The sequence below is a fragment of the Zetaproteobacteria bacterium genome (genome assembly GCA_003696765.1).
GTDB lineage: Bacteria > Pseudomonadota > Zetaproteobacteria > Mariprofundales > J009 > RFFX01.
In genome coordinates, this window is record RFFX01000057.1 from 1 (window position 1) to 15,672 (window position 15,672).

At 69.6% G+C, this 15,672-nt stretch carries 15 protein-coding genes and 1 pseudogene; all 16 read left to right on the forward strand.

The window, feature by feature from the left end:
* On the forward strand, window positions 1-378 hold a 378-nt coding region (locus D6682_05975), incomplete at its 5' end, for a glycosyltransferase (GenBank protein ID RMH50873.1).
* Complete coding sequence (gene fabD, locus D6682_05980) at window positions 287-1,546, forward strand: [acyl-carrier-protein] S-malonyltransferase (GenBank protein RMH50860.1); 1,260 nt, start codon at window positions 287-289, stop codon at window positions 1,544-1,546. The genes D6682_05975 and fabD, both read left to right, overlap by 92 nt.
* On the forward strand, window positions 1,543-2,280 hold the full coding sequence (fabG, locus tag D6682_05985; GenBank protein ID RMH50861.1) for a 3-oxoacyl-[acyl-carrier-protein] reductase: 738 nt from the start codon (window positions 1,543-1,545) through the stop codon (window positions 2,278-2,280). Before fabD ends, fabG begins: the two co-directional genes overlap by 4 nt.
* On the forward strand, window positions 2,277-3,227 hold the full coding sequence (locus D6682_05990; GenBank protein RMH50874.1) for a dihydroorotate dehydrogenase: 951 nt from the start codon (window positions 2,277-2,279) through the stop codon (window positions 3,225-3,227). The genes fabG and D6682_05990 overlap by 4 nt, the downstream gene beginning before the upstream one ends.
* The gene (locus D6682_05995) at window positions 3,085-4,383 is read left to right on the forward strand and encodes a glycosyltransferase family 1 protein (GenBank protein ID RMH50862.1); all 1,299 of its coding nucleotides are present in this window, start codon (window positions 3,085-3,087) and stop codon (window positions 4,381-4,383) included. The genes D6682_05990 and D6682_05995 overlap by 143 nt, the downstream gene beginning before the upstream one ends.
* 1,320 nt (window positions 4,384-5,703) lie before the next feature.
* Window positions 5,704-5,790 (forward strand): annotated as a pseudogene (locus D6682_06000) (RNA-binding protein).
* Between the two features lie 225 nt (window positions 5,791-6,015).
* The gene (locus D6682_06005) at window positions 6,016-6,660 is read left to right on the forward strand and encodes a hypothetical protein (protein ID RMH50863.1); all 645 of its coding nucleotides are present in this window, start codon (window positions 6,016-6,018) and stop codon (window positions 6,658-6,660) included.
* A complete protein-coding gene (locus tag D6682_06010) occupies window positions 6,660-7,433 on the forward strand; it encodes a PIG-L family deacetylase (protein RMH50864.1) in 774 nt (257 codons plus the stop codon). Before D6682_06005 ends, D6682_06010 begins: the two co-directional genes overlap by 1 nt.
* Before the next feature lie 41 nt (window positions 7,434-7,474).
* Window positions 7,475-8,458: a DegT/DnrJ/EryC1/StrS aminotransferase family protein gene (locus tag D6682_06015; GenBank protein ID RMH50865.1), complete on the forward strand. Its 984-nt coding sequence runs from the start codon at window positions 7,475-7,477 to the stop codon at window positions 8,456-8,458.
* Window positions 8,459-8,484: 26 nt separating this feature from the next.
* Window positions 8,485-9,570, forward strand: coding sequence for an undecaprenyl/decaprenyl-phosphate alpha-N-acetylglucosaminyl 1-phosphate transferase (locus D6682_06020; GenBank protein ID RMH50866.1), 1,086 nt, complete (start codon window positions 8,485-8,487; stop codon window positions 9,568-9,570).
* Window positions 9,567-10,223 (forward strand): YggS family pyridoxal phosphate-dependent enzyme, encoded by a 657-nt coding sequence (locus D6682_06025; GenBank protein ID RMH50867.1) that lies wholly within the window; start codon window positions 9,567-9,569, stop codon window positions 10,221-10,223. Before D6682_06020 ends, D6682_06025 begins: the two co-directional genes overlap by 4 nt.
* A 156-nt stretch (window positions 10,224-10,379) precedes the next feature.
* Complete coding sequence (locus tag D6682_06030; GenBank protein RMH50868.1) at window positions 10,380-11,210, forward strand: pyrroline-5-carboxylate reductase; 831 nt, start codon at window positions 10,380-10,382, stop codon at window positions 11,208-11,210.
* Between the two features lie 4 nt (window positions 11,211-11,214).
* Window positions 11,215-11,517 (forward strand): YggT family protein, encoded by a 303-nt coding sequence (locus tag D6682_06035; GenBank protein RMH50869.1) that lies wholly within the window; start codon window positions 11,215-11,217, stop codon window positions 11,515-11,517.
* On the forward strand, window positions 11,514-11,828 hold the full coding sequence (locus tag D6682_06040) for a DUF167 domain-containing protein (GenBank protein ID RMH50870.1): 315 nt from the start codon (window positions 11,514-11,516) through the stop codon (window positions 11,826-11,828). Before D6682_06035 ends, D6682_06040 begins: the two co-directional genes overlap by 4 nt.
* Window positions 11,829-11,833: 5 nt before the next feature.
* Window positions 11,834-13,528, forward strand: a complete 1,695-nt coding sequence (locus D6682_06045) for a carbon starvation protein A (protein ID RMH50871.1) — start codon at window positions 11,834-11,836, stop codon at window positions 13,526-13,528.
* A gap of 444 nt (window positions 13,529-13,972) precedes the next feature.
* Window positions 13,973-15,672 (forward strand): hypothetical protein (locus D6682_06050; GenBank protein ID RMH50872.1); only part of this gene is annotated, 1,700 nt, incomplete at its 3' end.

Genomic DNA, 15,672 nt, shown 5'->3' on the forward strand with positions numbered 1-15,672 from the left:
CCGGAGGCGGTGCATCGGGCGATGGCCGCGGCCGACCTCTTCGTCCTGCCCAGCCGCAGCGAGCCCTACGGCATCGTGCTGCTGGAGGCGATGGCCCACGGTCTGCCGGTGGTGGCCAGCCGGGTCGGTGGCATCCCCGAGGTGGTGCCGCCGGAGGGGGACTACCGGCTGGTTCCGCCCGAGGATCCCGCCGCGCTGGCCGAGGCCGTGGCCGGAATGCTCGATGCGGAAGGCGGCGCCTCCGAGCGGAACCGGCGGCACGCCATGCGCTTCGTCTGGGGGCGGCATGTCGCCCGCTTCGAGGCGATCTACCGGGCGCTGTTGGCGGGTGATTCCCGATCGCATCGCAACACCTCCGTCCGTGGACCGTTTGCTTGACGGCGATCGAGGCGCGCGCTTCGATTCCCGATCGAATCGCAAAACGTCCGCCCATGGCTGTTTGTTTGACGGGGGTCGAACGCGCTCATCGCCCCCCCTTCCACAAACCGACGTTTGCGTGCGCAAGCTCCGATTTTGCGCGGCACACCGACGCCGCGATGCCGGGATCTTGCGAAGCCGTCATTCCCGAGGCGACGGGGGCGTGGCACAAGGAGGTATCGTGCAGCACCATCTTGCCTGGCTCTTCCCCGGTCAGGGGTCGCAGACGGCGGGCATGGCCCGCGAGTTGGCCGACGATGCGCCGGAGGTGGCGCGGCTCTTCGCGCAGGCCTCCGACCTGCTCGGCTACGATCTGGCCGCGCTGATCGCCGATGATGGCGACGGGCGGCTCCACCGGACCGAGTACACTCAGCCGGCGCTGCTGGTCGCCTCCTGCGCCATGGTGCGCTGGTGGCGGCTGCACGGCGGCCCCGAGCCGGCCCATGTCGCCGGCCACAGCCTGGGAGAGTATTCGGCGCTGGTCGCCGCCGGGGCGATCGAGTTCGCCGACGCCGTGCGGCTGGTGGCGCTGCGCGGGCGGGCGATGGCCCGCTGCGGCGGGGAGGAGGGCTGCATGGCGGCGATCCTCGGGCTGGAGGATGCGCAGGTGGAGCGGCTCTGCATTCAGGCCTCCGATGGGAATCCGGCGGTGTGGCCGGCCAACCTCAACTGTCCCGGGCAGGTGGTGGTGGCCGGACGGGCGGCGGCGGTGGCCCGGGTGGTGGAGCAGGCCCGCGCCGCCGGCGCCCGGCGGGCGGTGGTGCTCAAGGTGAGCGCACCCTCGCACACCCCGCTGATGGCCGATGCCGCCGCCGAGCTGGCCGAGGCGTTGGAGTCGATCCCGCTGCGCGATCCCGACCGTACGCTGTGGAGCAACGCCACCGCCGGACCGGTGGCCGATGCGCCGGCGGTGCGCCGCGCCCTGGTGGCTCAGCTGACCAGCCCGGTGCGCTGGAGCGCGCTGGTTTCGGCCATGGCCGGCCGTGGGGTGCGGCAAGCGGTGGAGATGGGGCCGGGCAAGGTGTTGATGGGGCTGGTACGGCGGATCGACCGGCGCATCGAGGTGATGACCGGGGATACGGTCGGCGCGATGGGCGCCAATCTGGACAAGGCAGGAGGGAGGCAATGAGCAGACCGGTGGCGATCGTGACCGGGGCGAGCCGCGGCATCGGCCGGGCCATCGCCGAGCGGCTGGCCGCGGACGGCATGGATCTGGCGATCTGTGGCACACGGCGGGAGACCATTGTGGCGGCGGCGGAGGAGATTGCCGCCAGCCGGGGCGTCGAGGTGCGCGGGTTGGCGGTCGATGTCGCCGATGCCGGGCAGGTGCAGGCGTTCGTGCGCGACACCGTCCAGGCCTTCGGCCGGGTCGACGTGCTGGTCAACAACGCCGGCATCACCCGCGACGGGCTGGCGCTGCGCCTCAAGCCGGAGCAGTGGCGGCAGGTGCTGCAGACCAATCTCGATGCGGTCTTCTTCGCCACGCAGGCGGTGCTCAAGCCGATGATGAAGGCGAGGGGCGGACGCATCATCAACATCTCTTCGGTGGTGGCGGCGATGGGCAACGTCGGTCAGGCCAACTACTGCGCCAGCAAGGGTGGCGTGGAGGCGCTGACCCGCTCGCTGGCCCGTGAGGTGGCCGGGCGCAACATCACGGTCAACGCCGTGGCGCCGGGCTTCATCCGCACCGACATGACCGACCGGCTCGATGCGAAGCAGCGGGCGGCGATCGACAGCCGGATCCCCGCCGGCCGCATGGGTACGCCCGAGGAGATCGCCGCCGCCGTCTCCTTCCTCGCCGGGCCGGATGCCGCCTACATCACCGGCCAGGTGCTGCAGGTCAACGGCGGGCTCTACATGTGACCGAACCCCCCGATCTGCGGGTTCGCTTCGCCGGACTTACGCTGCGGACGCCGCTGGTGCTGCTCTCCGGCTGCGTCGGTTTCGGCGAGGAGTATCCGCGTGTTGCGGGCTTCTCCCACCGCGACGTCGGCGCGGTGATCCTCAAGGGGACGACGCTGGAGCCGAGGGATGGCAATGCGCCGCACCGGCTCTATGAGACCCCGTCGGGGCTGCTCAACGCCATCGGATTGCAGAATCCCGGCGCCCGCGTCGTGGTCGAGCAGATCCTGCCGCGGCTGCCGTGGCAGGAGACCCACTTCTGGGCCAACGCCAACGGCACCAGCCCCGAGGAGTACGCCGAGGTGGCGCGCATCTTCGACGATTCGCCGGTGTCGGCGATCGAGATCAACATCTCCTGCCCCAATGTCAAGGCCGGCGGCGTCCATTTCGGCAACGATCCGGCGATGGCCGCGCGGGTGGTGGCGGCGATGCGCAAGGCGACCGGCAAGCCCCTGATCACCAAGCTCTCGCCCAACAACGCCGACATCGCCGAGGTGGCGCGCTGCGTGATCGAGGCGGGCAGCGACGGGCTGTCGGTGATCAATACGCTGGTCGGCATGGCGGTCGACCGCGAGCGGCGCCGGCCGGTGCTGGCCAACGTCTCCGGCGGCCTCTCCGGCCCGGCGATCAAGCCGGTGGCGCTGTGGAAGGTCCATCAGGTGCGGCAGGTGGCCGCGCGCCACCACATCCCGATCCTTGGTCAGGGCGGGGTGACGAAGGCGGAGGATGCGATCGACTTCGCCATCGTCGGCAGCGACGCCGTCGGTGTCGGCACCGGCCTCTTCTACGATCCGCTGCTCTGCCCCAAACTGCTCGACGGCATGCGCGCCTATCTGCAGCGGCACGGCCTTGCCCGCTGGTCGGAGCTGGTCGGCACGCTGGGGCCGGCGGGTGAGGCCGGCGCCTAGCACAGACGCTTGCCTTCCCCCCGGCGGCGGGCCGGGGGTGGTCCGTATCGCCCACATCATCACCCGCCTGGATCGCGGCGGCTCGGCGGTCAACACGCTGATCACCGCCGCCGGGCAGGCGCGGGCGGGCCATGCGGTGCTGCTGCTCTGCGGCCCGGCTGACGATTCGGCGATGGGTGCGGCCGAGCAGGCGGCGCTGGCCCGCGACCTCGATGCGTTTCGTGCCGCCGGCGGGCGGCTGGAGCGGGTCGCCGCGCTCCGGCGGGAGATCGGTCTGCACGATGCGGTCGGCTGGTGGGCGATTCGCCGCCGGTTGCGCCGTTTTGCCCCGCAGGTGGTGCACACCCATACATCCAAGGGCGGCGTGCTCGGTCGGCTCGCCGCGCTCGGCCTCGGCGCCCGGGTGGTGCACACCCCGCACGGCCACATCTTCCACGGCTACTTCTCCCCCGCCAAAACCGCGCTGTTTATCGCCATCGAGCGGCTGCTGGCCCATGCTTGCGACACCCTGATCGCCCTCACCGTCGCCGAGCGGGACGACCACCTGGCGCGGGCCATCGGCCGACCGGAACAGTGGCGGGTGGTGCCCAGCGGCGTGGATGTCGCCGCGATCGCCGCGCGGGTGGAGCGGCTGCGCGCCGGGCGGGGGAAGCGGCGCTGGCAGGCGGTATCGGTCGGGCGGCTGGAGCCGGTCAAGGGGATGGATCGGCTGCTGCGCGCCTGGGCGGAGGTGGCGCGGCGCAAGCCCCATGCCCGGCTGGCCATCGTCGGCGATGGGCGGGAGCGCGCGGCGCTGGAGGCGCTGGCCTGCAGCCTTGCGCTGGGGGAGGCGGTCCACTTCGCCGGTTGGGACGATCCGCTGCCCTGGCTGGCCGATGCCGAGCGCTTCGTGCTGCTGTCGCGCAACGAGGGGATGGGGCGGGCGGTGGTCGAGGCGATGGCGGCTGGGCTTCCCTGCATCGTCTCCGATGTCTGCGGTCTGGCCGAGCTGGTCGACGACACGGTGGGGGCGGTGGTCGACGGTGACGACCCCCCGGCGGTGGCGCGGGCGCTGCTTGCCGGCTACGATTGCCAGACCGCGCTGGCCCGGCGGGCACGGCGCTACTCCGTCGAGGCGATGATGGAAGGGGTGTGGCGCGCCTATGCGATCGATTAGCCTGATGCTCGTGCTGCTGCTCGGTGCGGCGGTTCCGGCCCATGCCGGGAACGGCAAGGCGTCGCGCGCAGAGGTGCTCGATCGGCTCAACGCGGTGATCGAGGAGCTGGAGGCGGCCGACGAGGCGCTGCGCCCCAAGCCGAAGCCCAAACCGAAGCAGAAGGTCAAGAAGGTTGCGCACACGCTGCGCGAGCGGGTGCGCGATGCGGTGCTCAAGCTGCCGCGGCCGCTGCGCACGGTGATCGATGTGCGCAGCACTCACTCCGACGGCAAGCACAGCTTCGCCCAGCTCTACCAGATGGCGCATGCGCGCGGGGTGGAGGTGCTCGCCTTCACCGAGCACGACCGCACGGCGGTGCGTTACGGCATCGATCCGGTGGCCGGAATCCTCGGCTACACCTACGAGCGGCCGTCGCTCTACACCACCGGTGTAGAGAAGTTTTTTCGAGATCTCAATGAGATACGCCTTGCCCATCCGCGGATGATCTTCCTTGCCGGCACCGAGTCGACCCCGGGCTACCACTGGACGGGGATCCCCTTCCGGGGTGATTTCGTGCTGCACGGCTCGGACAAGCACATCATCGCGCTCGGGGTGGAGCGTCCGCGCCAGGTCGAGGCGTTGCCCAGCTACCGCCTGAGCCACATGCACAGCAGCCTCAAGCTCTCCGTCGTCTTCTGGACGGTGTCGGTCTTCCTGCTGATGCTCTTCCTCCTCTACCGGCGGCGGCGCGCCGTCGCCCTGCTGCTCTTCGCCTCGTTCGTCGCCTTCATGGCCACCTGGCTGATGCAGTTGCGCCACGAGAAGGATGCCGATCTCGACTTCCTTCAGACGGCGCGCAAGGAGAAGCTCTTCACCATCTGGGCCCATCCGGGCACCCGGTCGGGGATGCGCACCGAGGCGCTGGGGGTGAAGGTGGAGACCGAGCCCTACAGCGACAAGGTCTTCGACGGTCCCCATGCCGACGCCTTCGCCGCCCTCTACGGCGATAGCGACCACAACTGCAGCGTCGGCGGCCCGTGGGATCGCTACCTGCAGAAGTACCTGCGCGGAGAGAAGAAACGGCCGCTGTGGGCGGTGGCCGCCGGCGACTTCCACTACCAGGGGGGCTTCGGCCTCTACCTCGGGGACTATCCGATGGATGTCTGGGTGCGTGAGCACTCCCCCGCCGGGGTGTTGATGGCGCTGCAGGAGGGGCATGCCGTCGCCTGGCAGCAGACCAAGGGGGCGGCGATCCGGGTGCGGGCGCTCGGCGTGTCGGATGGTCGGGGCAAGGTGGCGCTGCCCGGTGATTCGATCCAGGGGCCGGGGCCCTTCTTCCTGGTGGTGGCGCTCGCCCCGGTGGCCGAGGCGGAGGTGGGGCGCAACCCCGAATCGCTGGTGGCGCAGGTGGTGGCCGACGGCCTGGCCATCGATGCGCCGTCGCTGCCGGTGGGATCCGGCAAGTCGGTGGCGATTCCGCTCGATCTGAAGGGTGGGGATCATGTGGTGCGGCTGCGCATCCCGGAACAGGGGGGGATCCGGATGGAGGCCAACCCCTTCTTCATCCGCGTCAAGGGGGGGAAGCGCTGAGCCGGCTGGTCGCCATCCATCAGCCCAACTACCTGCCGTGGCCCGGCTTCTTCCACAAGTGGATGGTCGCCGATGCCTTCGTCATCCTCGATACGGTGCAGTACCACAAGAACGAGTGGCAGAACCGCAATCGCATCAAGGGCGCCAACGGCGTGCAGTGGCTGACCGTGCCGGTCCACTACCGCTTCGGCCAGCGTATCCACGAGGTGGAGATCGCAGGGCAGCGGTGGGCGCGCAAGCAGATCGCATCGATCCGCCAGAGCTACGCCCGCGCCCCCTTCTTCGGCGACTACTGGCCGCCGCTGGAGCGGCTGTTGGCCCGGGCGGCGGACGAGGGATGGCGCCTTAGCCGGCTCAACATCGCCGTGATCCGGCTGCTCGGCAGTCAGCTGGGCTGCACCGCGCCGCTTGCCGTCGCCTCGGAGATGGATGCCGCCCCCGAGGAGCCGACCGGGCGGCTTATCGCCCTCTGCCGCCAGCTCGGTGCCACCGGCTACCTCTCCGGCGCCGAGGGGCGCAACTACCTGCGGCGCGAGGCCTTCGCCGAGGCGGGGCTGGCGCTCTGTTTTCAGCGGGTGGAGGCGCCGCGCTATCCACAGCTGCACGGGACGTTTGTCTCCCACCTGTCGGTGGTCGATCTGCTCTACAACTGCGGGCCGCAGGCGGCGGAGATCGTGCGCGGCATGGGAGGAGTCGCGGATGGCTGATGGTGTCGCAGGAAACCATCAGCGCGGCGTTGGTGTGCCGCGCAAAACTGGATCTTGCGTATGCAACCGACGGTTTTGTAAGGCGATCGAAGACCGCGCTCTTCGATTGCCGTCAAGCAAAAGTCCATGGAGGGACTTTTTGCGATCTGATCATGGCTGAGCAGCAAGTGGTGCTGGCGCTGGGCGCCCATCCCGACGACGTGGAGATCGGTGCCGGCGGCGCGCTGGCCGAATATGGCGCCCGCGGCGCCCGGGTCCACCTCTTCGTCGCCACCGAAGGCGGGGTCGGCGGGGAGGCGGCGGTGCGGCGGCGTGAGCAGCTGGCCTCCGCGGAGCTGCTCGGGGTCGCCGGGCTGCACTGGGGCGGATTCGACGATACCCGGCTGCCGGAGTGCGCACCGGCGCTGATGGCGCGGCTGGAGGTGCTGTTGCGCGAGATCCGGCCCGACACCGTGCTGGTCAACTTCGAGCGCGACACCCATCAGGACCACCGAACCCTGGCCGAGGTGACCCGCTCGGTGACCCGCTGGGTCCCCAATGTGCTGGCCTACGAGACCCCGTCGTCGATCGACTTCAACCCGACGCTGTTCATGGACATCGCCGCCCGGATGGAGAGCAAGTTCGCGGCCCTGGCCGCCCACGCCTCGCAGCGCGACAAGACGCGGGTGGCGCTCGACATCATCGAGATCGCCCGCGCCAACGCCCACTTCCGCGGCGTGCAGGGCAAGCTGGCCTGTGCCGAGGGGTTCGTCCCCATCCGGATGCGCCTCTGACCGCGCCGATCCCCCACGCCCGCCCCCGCTTCACCGCCGAGATGCGAGCGGGGGTCGACCGGCTGCTCGCCTCAGGCCTGGTGACCGCCGGCGCCGAGGTGGCGGCGCTGGAGCAGGCGTTGGTCGAGGTGGTCGGCCGCCGTTGCGCGGTGGCGGTCGACTCCGGCACCGCCGCGCTCACCCTCGCCCTGCGTCTGGTCGCCGCCCCCGGCGATCGGGTGGCCATCCCCGCCTTCGCCTGCGCTTCGCTGCTGGTTGCGGTGCGCCAGGCCGGCATGGTGCCGACAGCCTGGGACTGCGATCCCGACACCTTGCTGCTGCGGCGCTCCGCATTGCCTGCTGGCTGCGCCGCACTGGTGGTGGCCCACCCCTTCGGCATGGTCGAGCCGGCGGTGGCGGACGATTGGGGGCGGCCGCTGATCGAGGATATCGCCCAGTCGGCGGGGGCGGCGCTGGATGGGGCCGCACTCGGCGGCTTCGGCCGCATCGCGATCGCTTCGTTCCACGCCACCAAGCCGTGGGGCGGCGCCTACGGCGGGGCGCTGCTGCTCGACGACGCCGGGGAGGCGGCCCTGCTGCGGCGCATGGTTGAGCCCGACGGGGTGGCCGGGGAGCTGCCCGCCGGTTGCGGCCACCATCTGCTCTCCGATCTGCACGCGCTGCTCGCCCGGTTGCGCATCGAACAGGCCGACGCGCTGGCCGCAGCCCGCCGGCGGATCGGGCGGCGGCTCGCCGCCCGGGTGGAGGCGGCCGGCGGCGTGGTCGCGCCGGGTTTTGCCACGGGCAACGCCTTCCGCCTGCTGGTGCGCGGCGCCCATCCGGCGGAGGCGCTGGTCGCCCGGTTGCGGGCGCGTGGGGTGATGGCCGCGCGCCCGGTGCAGCAGCCGCTCTCCCGCGCCACCGGCGATTGCTGTCCCGGCGCCGAGCAGGCCTTCGCCCGCTGGGTGTCGTTGCCGCTGCTTGCCGACTGCAGTGAGGAGGAGATCGCGCGGATCGGACAGGCGGTCGACGAGGCATTCGCGTGAGTCGGGCGTGGGTCGATCATCCGGCGGTGCGGCTGGCGGCGCTGGCGGCGGGGCTGCTGCTGCCGATGATGACCCACCGCTTCTCCGGCCTCTTCACCAGTACGGTACTGCTGCTCTTCGGGGCGGCGGGGGTCGCCTTTGGTCTGATGCCGTGGGTGATCCGCCTGGCCTGGCGCATCGATGCCATCGACCGTCCCGATGCCCGGCGGGTCCACGCCGAGCCGACGCCGCGCATCGGCGGAGTGGCCATCTTTTGCGCGGTCAACCTGACCCTGCTGCTCAACTTCGACTACTCGCTGGCGCTCAAGGGGGCGACCATCTCGGCGACGGTGGTCGCCTGCCTGTCGTTGTGGGACGACCTGCGGCCGCTCTCGGCGGCGGTCAAGCTGCTGGTTCAGTCGGTGGCGCTGCTCTTTCTCATGCTCTGCGGCATCCATGCCGATCTGGGCAACAGCCTCTGGTGGTGGCCGCTGGAGTTTGTGATCACCGCGCTGTGGATGATCGGCATCACCAACGCCTTCAACTTCCTCGACGGCATCAACGGCCTGGCCGGCTGGCTGGCGGTGGTTGTGTCGCTGCTCATGGGGCTGCTCGCCTGGCACACCGATCAGGAGTACATGTTGAAGCTCTGTTTCGCCGTCGCCGGCGGCGCGCTCGGCTTTCTGCCCGACAACGCCCGCTACCGTGCGCCGGCACGCACCTTCATGGGGGATGTCGGCAGCACCTACCTCGGCTGGATCATGGCGGCGATCGCCCTGATGGGCGACTGGTCGAGCGAGGGGGTGGTCAAGTCCTATTCGGCGCCGCTGCTCATCTTCTCGGTGATGATCTTCGACATGATCTACACCACGGTGGCGCGGATCGCACGGGGTGATGTGCGCACGCTGCGGCAGTGGATCGAGTATGTCGGCCGCGACCACCTGCACCACCGGCTGATGGATATGGGCTGCTCACAGGCGGCGTCGGTGGTGATGATCACCGCCTTCACCCTGCTCATGGGGCTGGCGGCGCTGGCCATCATCAAGAGTTCGCTGTTTGCCACCTGGCTGCTGCTCGCCCAGGCGGTGGTCTTCTACGGCGTGCTCAGCTTCCTCATGCTGCAGCGGCGATGAGTGACGTTGCGGCGCTGATCGCGCGCTGGCGGGAGATCGACCGGCTGGCACGCGACCACGACGCCCGGCTGGTCGCCGTCTCCAAGTATGCGCCCGATGCGGCGGTGGCGGCGTTGATCGATGCCGGCGCGCGCGATTTCGGCGAATCGCGTCCCCAGCAGTTGCGTGACCGCGCCCGGCGCTGGCCGCACTGCCGCTGGCACATGATCGGGCCGCTGCAGCGCAACAAGGGGAAATACATCGCCGAGTACGCCGCCTCGTGGCTGAGCCTCGCCTCGCTCGACTGCGCCCGGGTGGTGGCGCGCCGCCTTGGGGAGGGGCGGCCGCCCCTGCCGGTGATGGTGCAGGTCAATCTCGCCGGGCTGCCGCAACAAAGCGGCATCGCTGCCGGGGAGTGCGCTGCATTCTGCCGGGAGCTGGAACAGTGGCCGCAGCTGCAAGTGGTTGGATTGATGGCCATGGTGCCCAGGGATGGGGATACGGCGGCCGCGGTGGCGCGGCTGCGCCGCTTGAAGGGGGAGGTGGGGAGGGAGAGCATGCGCCACATCTGTGTCGGCATGAGCCACGACTACCGGCAGGCGCTGGCCGCGGGGGCGACCATGATTCGTGTCGGATCGGCGCTGTTCGGTGCATGGGATGTGCGACGGGCTTGATCCGATCGCAAGAGGCCCGTCCATGAGTTGTGGGCTTGCCGGCGATCGAAGGGCGCGTTCTTCGATCGCCCTGAGAAGCCGTCGGTTGCATGCGCAACCTCCGGTTTTGTGCGGTTTCCCGCGACGTCGCCATCATTCCGGGGGGCAGGAGTCATCATGGGGTTGAATCATCGGCAGTTGTCCGTGGCCTTCATCGGCGGTGGCAATATGGCGCGGGCATTGATCGCCGGTCTTGCGCGTGGGGGCCATGCCATGGATCGGGTGCTGGTCATCGAGCCGGACGGAGCGCGCGCCCAGGCGTTGGCCGACGAGTTCGGGGTGCGGGTCAAGAGCCGCCAGGTCAAGGGGATCGGCGACTGCGGGCTGGTGGTGTTGGCGGTCAAGCCGCAGCAGATGCAGTCGGTGGTCGGCTCGGTGGCCGCGCGGCTGGGCGACGATGCCACGCTGCTCTCCATCGCCGCCGGCATCGAGTGTGGCCGGATCCGCCACTGGCTGGGCGACTGCCGCGTGGCGCTGGTGCGTGCCATGCCCAACACCCCGGCGCAGGTGGGCAGTGGCATCGCCGCGCTCTACAGCGAAGAGGAGGATGGGGTGCACCGCGCCCGGGCGGAGTATCTGCTCGCCGCCTGCGGCAAGACGATCTGGGTGGAGAACGAGGCGCAACTGCACGCGGTGACGGCGATTTCCGGCAGTGGGCCGGCCTACTTCTTCCTGCTGACCGAGCTGCTGCAGGCCAGCGGTGTGGCGATGGGGCTGCCGGCGGAGAGTGCCGCCTTGCTCGCCGCCCATACCGCGCTGGGCGCCGGCCGCATGCTGGTGGAGACCGGCGCCGATCCCGCCTCCCTGCGCCAGCAGGTGACCAGCCCCAACGGCACCACCCAGGCGGCGCTCGATGTGATGTACGACGAGGGGCTGCCGGACATCGTCCGCCGCGCGGTGCAGACGGCGGGCAGGCGGTCGCGGGAGCTGGCCCGGCGGGGGTGCTAGGAGTTTGTACGTTCTGGGCTATCTGCTGCAGGGGGTCGCAGGTGTCCTCCATATCCTGCTCAGTGCCGCCACGGTGGTGGTGATCGCCCGGGCGGTGCTCTCCTGGGTCTCGCCCGACCCCTTCAATCCGCTGGTGCGGATCATCAACCAGCTCTCCGAGCCGATGATCTATCCGGTGCGCAGCCGGTTGCCCTACCTGGGTGGTATCGACTTCTCCCCGATGGTGGTGCTGCTGGTCATCTACTTCCTCAACGTCTTCCTGGTGCAGACGTTGCAGCGGATTGCGTTGTCGCTGATCTACGGGTGATTCCCGAAGGGGTGTGCGACTGCGGCAGTGACGGGCTCTACCTGCGGGTGCATGCCCAGCCCGGTGCGCGCAATCCCGGCGTGCGCGGGCTGCACGGCAACGCCGTCAAGGTGGCGGTGCGGGAGGCGGCCGAAGGGGGCAAGGCCAACCGAGCCGTGGCGCAGGTGGTGGCCGAAGGGCTGGGGGTGACCGTGCGCGATGTGACGGTGCGGAGCGGGCGGACGGCGCGGGCCAAGCGCCTCTTCATCGCCGGTGATGCGCAACTGCTGCGTCGGCGCCTGCTCGACTGGCTCGGGCTGCGGGAGGGATAGCAGCCATGTCGCCGATGGCCGTCACCATGCTGATGCTGCTCTGCTACCTGCTCTTCTTCCGCTTCTACGCCAAGGGGGTGCTGGGCGCCAGGGTTTTTGCGCTGTCGGAGCGGCGGCAGACGCCCGCGCATGCGCTGCGCGACGATGTCGACTACCTGCCGTGCAACCGTTATGTCCTCTTCGGCCACCATTTCGCCTCCATCGCCGGTCTGGCGCCGATGCTCGGCCCGGCGATCGCGGTGATCTGGGGGTGGATCCCGGCCCTCTGCTGGGTGGTGTTCGGTACGCTGCTGGTCGGCGCGGTGCACGACTTCTCGGCGCTGGTCCTCTCCGTGCGTCACCGAGGCGAGAGCGTGGGGTCGATCGCCAGAGAGGTCATCTCACCGCGCACGCGGCTGCTCTTCCTGCTGGTCATCTTCTTTCTGGTTGCGCTGGCCATGGGGGTATTCGTGCTGGTCATCTCCGGCCTCTTCGCCGCGCCCGATCCTGCCCGTATTCCGGCCACATCCCATCCCGAGGCGGTCTTTCCCACCTATTCGCTGATGGTGATCGCCATGGTGATCGGCTTCCTGGTCCATCGGCGCAACCTGCCGCTGTGGCCGCTGATCGGGGCCGGCTTCGTCGCCATGCTGCTCACCACCTGGTGGGGGCTGGGGATGCCGGTCACCGGTATCTCCGCCGCAGGCTGGACCTGGTCGCTGCTCGTCTACGCCTTCGCCGCCAGCGTGCTGCCGGTCTGGCTGCTGCTGCAGCCGCGTGACTTCCTCAACTCCCTGCTGCTCTACCTCGCACTCTTCTCCATGCTGATCGGCTTCTTCATCCTCGATCCGCGGTGGGCGGCTCCTGCGGTCAACCCCCATCCGGTGGGTGCGCCGCCGATGTTGCCCTTCCTCTTCATCGTCATCGCCTGCGGTGCGGTCTCCGGCTTCCACGGCCTGGTCGCCTCCGGCACCACCGCCAAGCAGCTGGATCGCGAGAGCGATGCGCCGCTGATCGGCTACGGCGGCATGATCGGCGAGTCGCTTCTGGCGCTGCTCGCCGTGCTGGCCACCACCGCCGGCGCCTTCACCAGCCGTGCCCAGTGGGAGGCGTTCTACGGTTCGTGGCAGAAGGCGGTGGGGTTGCACCAGAAGCTGGGGGTCTTCATTCAGGGCAACGCCAACTTCATCCATCAACTCGGTCTGCCCCACGATTTCGCCGCCGCCTTCATCAGCGTGGTGGTGGTCGGCTTTGCCATGACCAGCGTCGATACCGGCGCGCGGCTGTTGCGCTTCAATCTGCAGGAGATCGGCGCCACCATCGGGGTCAAGGTGCTGGAGAACCGCTTTGTGGCCACCGCGCTGGCCGTGGCTGCGATCGGGTTTTTCGCTTTTTTCCGGGTTGATGGCAAGCCGGCCGGGCTGTTTCTCTGGACGCTGTTCGGCACCACCAACCAGATCCTCGCTGGTTTGACGCTCTTGACCGTCACCTTGTGGCTCTACCGCAACAAGCGCCCGTTTCTTTACACCATGCTGCCGATGGTGCTGGTGCTCGGGGCGACGATTTCCGGCATGGTGCTGGGGATCGTCAAGGCGTTGCGTCACGAGCAGTTCACGGTGGCGGTGGTCGGCGGGGTGATCTTCCTGCTCGCCTGTTGGGTGCTGATCGAGGCGCTGCTGGCGGTGCGCACCATCCGGAGGCGGCAGCGCCGGGGCGGCTGACGACTCCTCTGATCCTCTAGCAACGCGTCCCTCCGCGGAGGTGTTGCCCGGCTTGCCGCGGTCGTCTCCTCCAGATTTGCGCGACGCGCCCATGTCGCGATGACGAAGATGGTTTCGTGCGCAGCCGTCATCCCCTCCTCCCCCGACCTCCGGTGTGATCCAGCTCACATCCCCGCCCGTTGCGGATGGGGATGGTTCGCCTCTTTTCCGGAGGTCGTTCGCGCTGTGGCGCAATGCCTCCTCCGGCTGCGGTTGCAAAGGAACCCTCCGGATTTGGGCGACCGTCCGTGCCCGCGATGATGGCTTTCTTGCGAAACCACCATTTCCGCGGGATTCCGCGGGTGCGGTGCGGTTGACAACGGCATGCAGGATGTTATAGTAGTACGCTAGGCTCTCTGGCATCCTGTCCGGGGATGAGGGGTTGAAGTCATGATTACAGCTGGGGTGGTGCATCGGTTGATGGCGTTCGCCGCGGGCCGCATGGCTCCGGTCGTGGTCGTCACGCTGATCGTATCCCTGCTTTCCGGCTGTGGTGGGGGCGGCGGGGGGGCGTCGGCACCAGCCGGCTATACGCCGGTGACCATCTCGCTGGGCGGTGCATCGGTGGCCGGCGGTGCACTTGCTCCGGCAGGAACCGTTCCCGCCGGTGTGGTGTCGATGTCGGTCACCGCGCAGGACGCTGCCGGCGCCACCATCGCCGGTCCGGTCACTGCCACTGCCGCCAACAACTTCACCGTCACCTTCAACGTCCCCAACGGCAGTGGCATCACCTTCACCGTCGCCGCCTTCGACGGTGCCAACGTCAAGCTCTACCAGGGGGTTTCCGCCTCGCAGAACCTCACCGGCGTGCCGATCAACGTGCCGGTGACCATGCAGGTCTGGCTGGGAGGGGTCGCCGCCGCCGGTGCGCCGTTGGCGGGAACCACCCTCACGGTGCGGGATTCGTCGGTGCCGGCGCAGACACTCATCCTGACCACCGACGCCGCCGGCCGCTATCAGGGAGCGGTGCCGGCCAATTTCGTCTATCCCCTGTTGCTCAAGGTTATCCGTCCCGGCGGACTGCCGCCGATCTACGCGATGATGACCCGCACCGGGCGTATCAACACCACGACGCTCTCCACGCTGGTGACGGCGCAGGCCATCGGTGCCCCCAACAGCGCGGCGATCGATGCCGGTTTCCCGACCGCGGCCGCCCAGGGCAACGCCACCCTCGATCGTCAGGTGCAGAGCGGCGCCACCCGCCTGATGCAGCAGTTGGGGTTGACCGCCTTCACCAGGCTGGGCGCCAAGAATCCGTTGACCGACCCCACCTTCAAGGCCGACGGCACCGGGCTGGATGCGGTGATGGATGCGCTCGATCTCAAAGAGCGCGATGAGGATGGGGACGGCACGCCCGATCTGGTGCTGGCCAACCGTTCCCCGGCGGCCACGCCGGTGGTGAGCGTGAAATCGACCGCGCCGCAGCAGGCTGTGCGCGAGCCCTACAGCTTTGCCATTCCCGGTACGGCGGTAGCCGGGGACGATATCTACGGCACGCCGGTGACCGGCGGAGAAGCGGTGGTGAGCACCGCCGCCGGGGCACCGGTGCGTGTGCCGCTGGGCGCGATGCCCGCCGCGCTGCGCCGGCAGGAGGTCAACAAGCTGGTCGCCTCGCTCATCGCGTCGGCGGAGGAGGCGGGGGTCGATGTCGGCAACGCCAGCAACGGTAGGGCATTGGGCAGCTTCGTCGCCCGCACCATCCAGAGCGTCACCCCCGCCGCCGGGGCGCTCTCCACCACCGCATTGCAGCAGGCGGCGGCGGCCACCAGGCAGGTGTTTGCCGCCGTCACCGGTGCGGGCGGGGTGCTTGGGCCCGCCTTCGACCCCTACGCGGCGGCGCAACAGGCAAGCAGCGCGGTGGTCTCGGCCGCGGATACCGTGCCTCCGCTCATCGTGTCGCCGGCCGACGTCTATATCGAGGCGACCGGACCGCGCACCCCCTACGCGCTCGCCGCTCCCGCAGTGACCGACCTGTCGCCCTTTACCCTGACCAGCAACGCCCCGGCGGATTTCCCGCTGGGGACGACGTCGGTGGTGTGGACGGCGACGGACGCCTACGGGAACACGGGCAGCGCGGTGCAGCATGTGGTGGTGCAGGACACGAC

Coding starts and splice junctions, on each gene's coding strand:
- fabD (RMH50860.1), top strand. CDS start 287: ATGTCGCCCGCTTCGAGGCGATCTACCGGGCGCTGTTGGCGGGTGATT.
- fabG (RMH50861.1), top strand. CDS start 1,543: ATGAGCAGACCGGTGGCGATCGTGACCGGGGCGAGCCGCGGCATCGGC.
- D6682_06005 (RMH50863.1), top strand. CDS start 6,016: ATGGTCGCCGATGCCTTCGTCATCCTCGATACGGTGCAGTACCACAAG.
- D6682_06010 (RMH50864.1), top strand. CDS start 6,660: ATGGTGTCGCAGGAAACCATCAGCGCGGCGTTGGTGTGCCGCGCAAAA.
- D6682_06015 (RMH50865.1), top strand. CDS start 7,475: ATGCGAGCGGGGGTCGACCGGCTGCTCGCCTCAGGCCTGGTGACCGCC.
- D6682_06025 (RMH50867.1), top strand. CDS start 9,567: ATGAGTGACGTTGCGGCGCTGATCGCGCGCTGGCGGGAGATCGACCGG.
- D6682_06030 (RMH50868.1), top strand. CDS start 10,380: ATGGGGTTGAATCATCGGCAGTTGTCCGTGGCCTTCATCGGCGGTGGC.
- D6682_06045 (RMH50871.1), top strand. CDS start 11,834: ATGTCGCCGATGGCCGTCACCATGCTGATGCTGCTCTGCTACCTGCTC.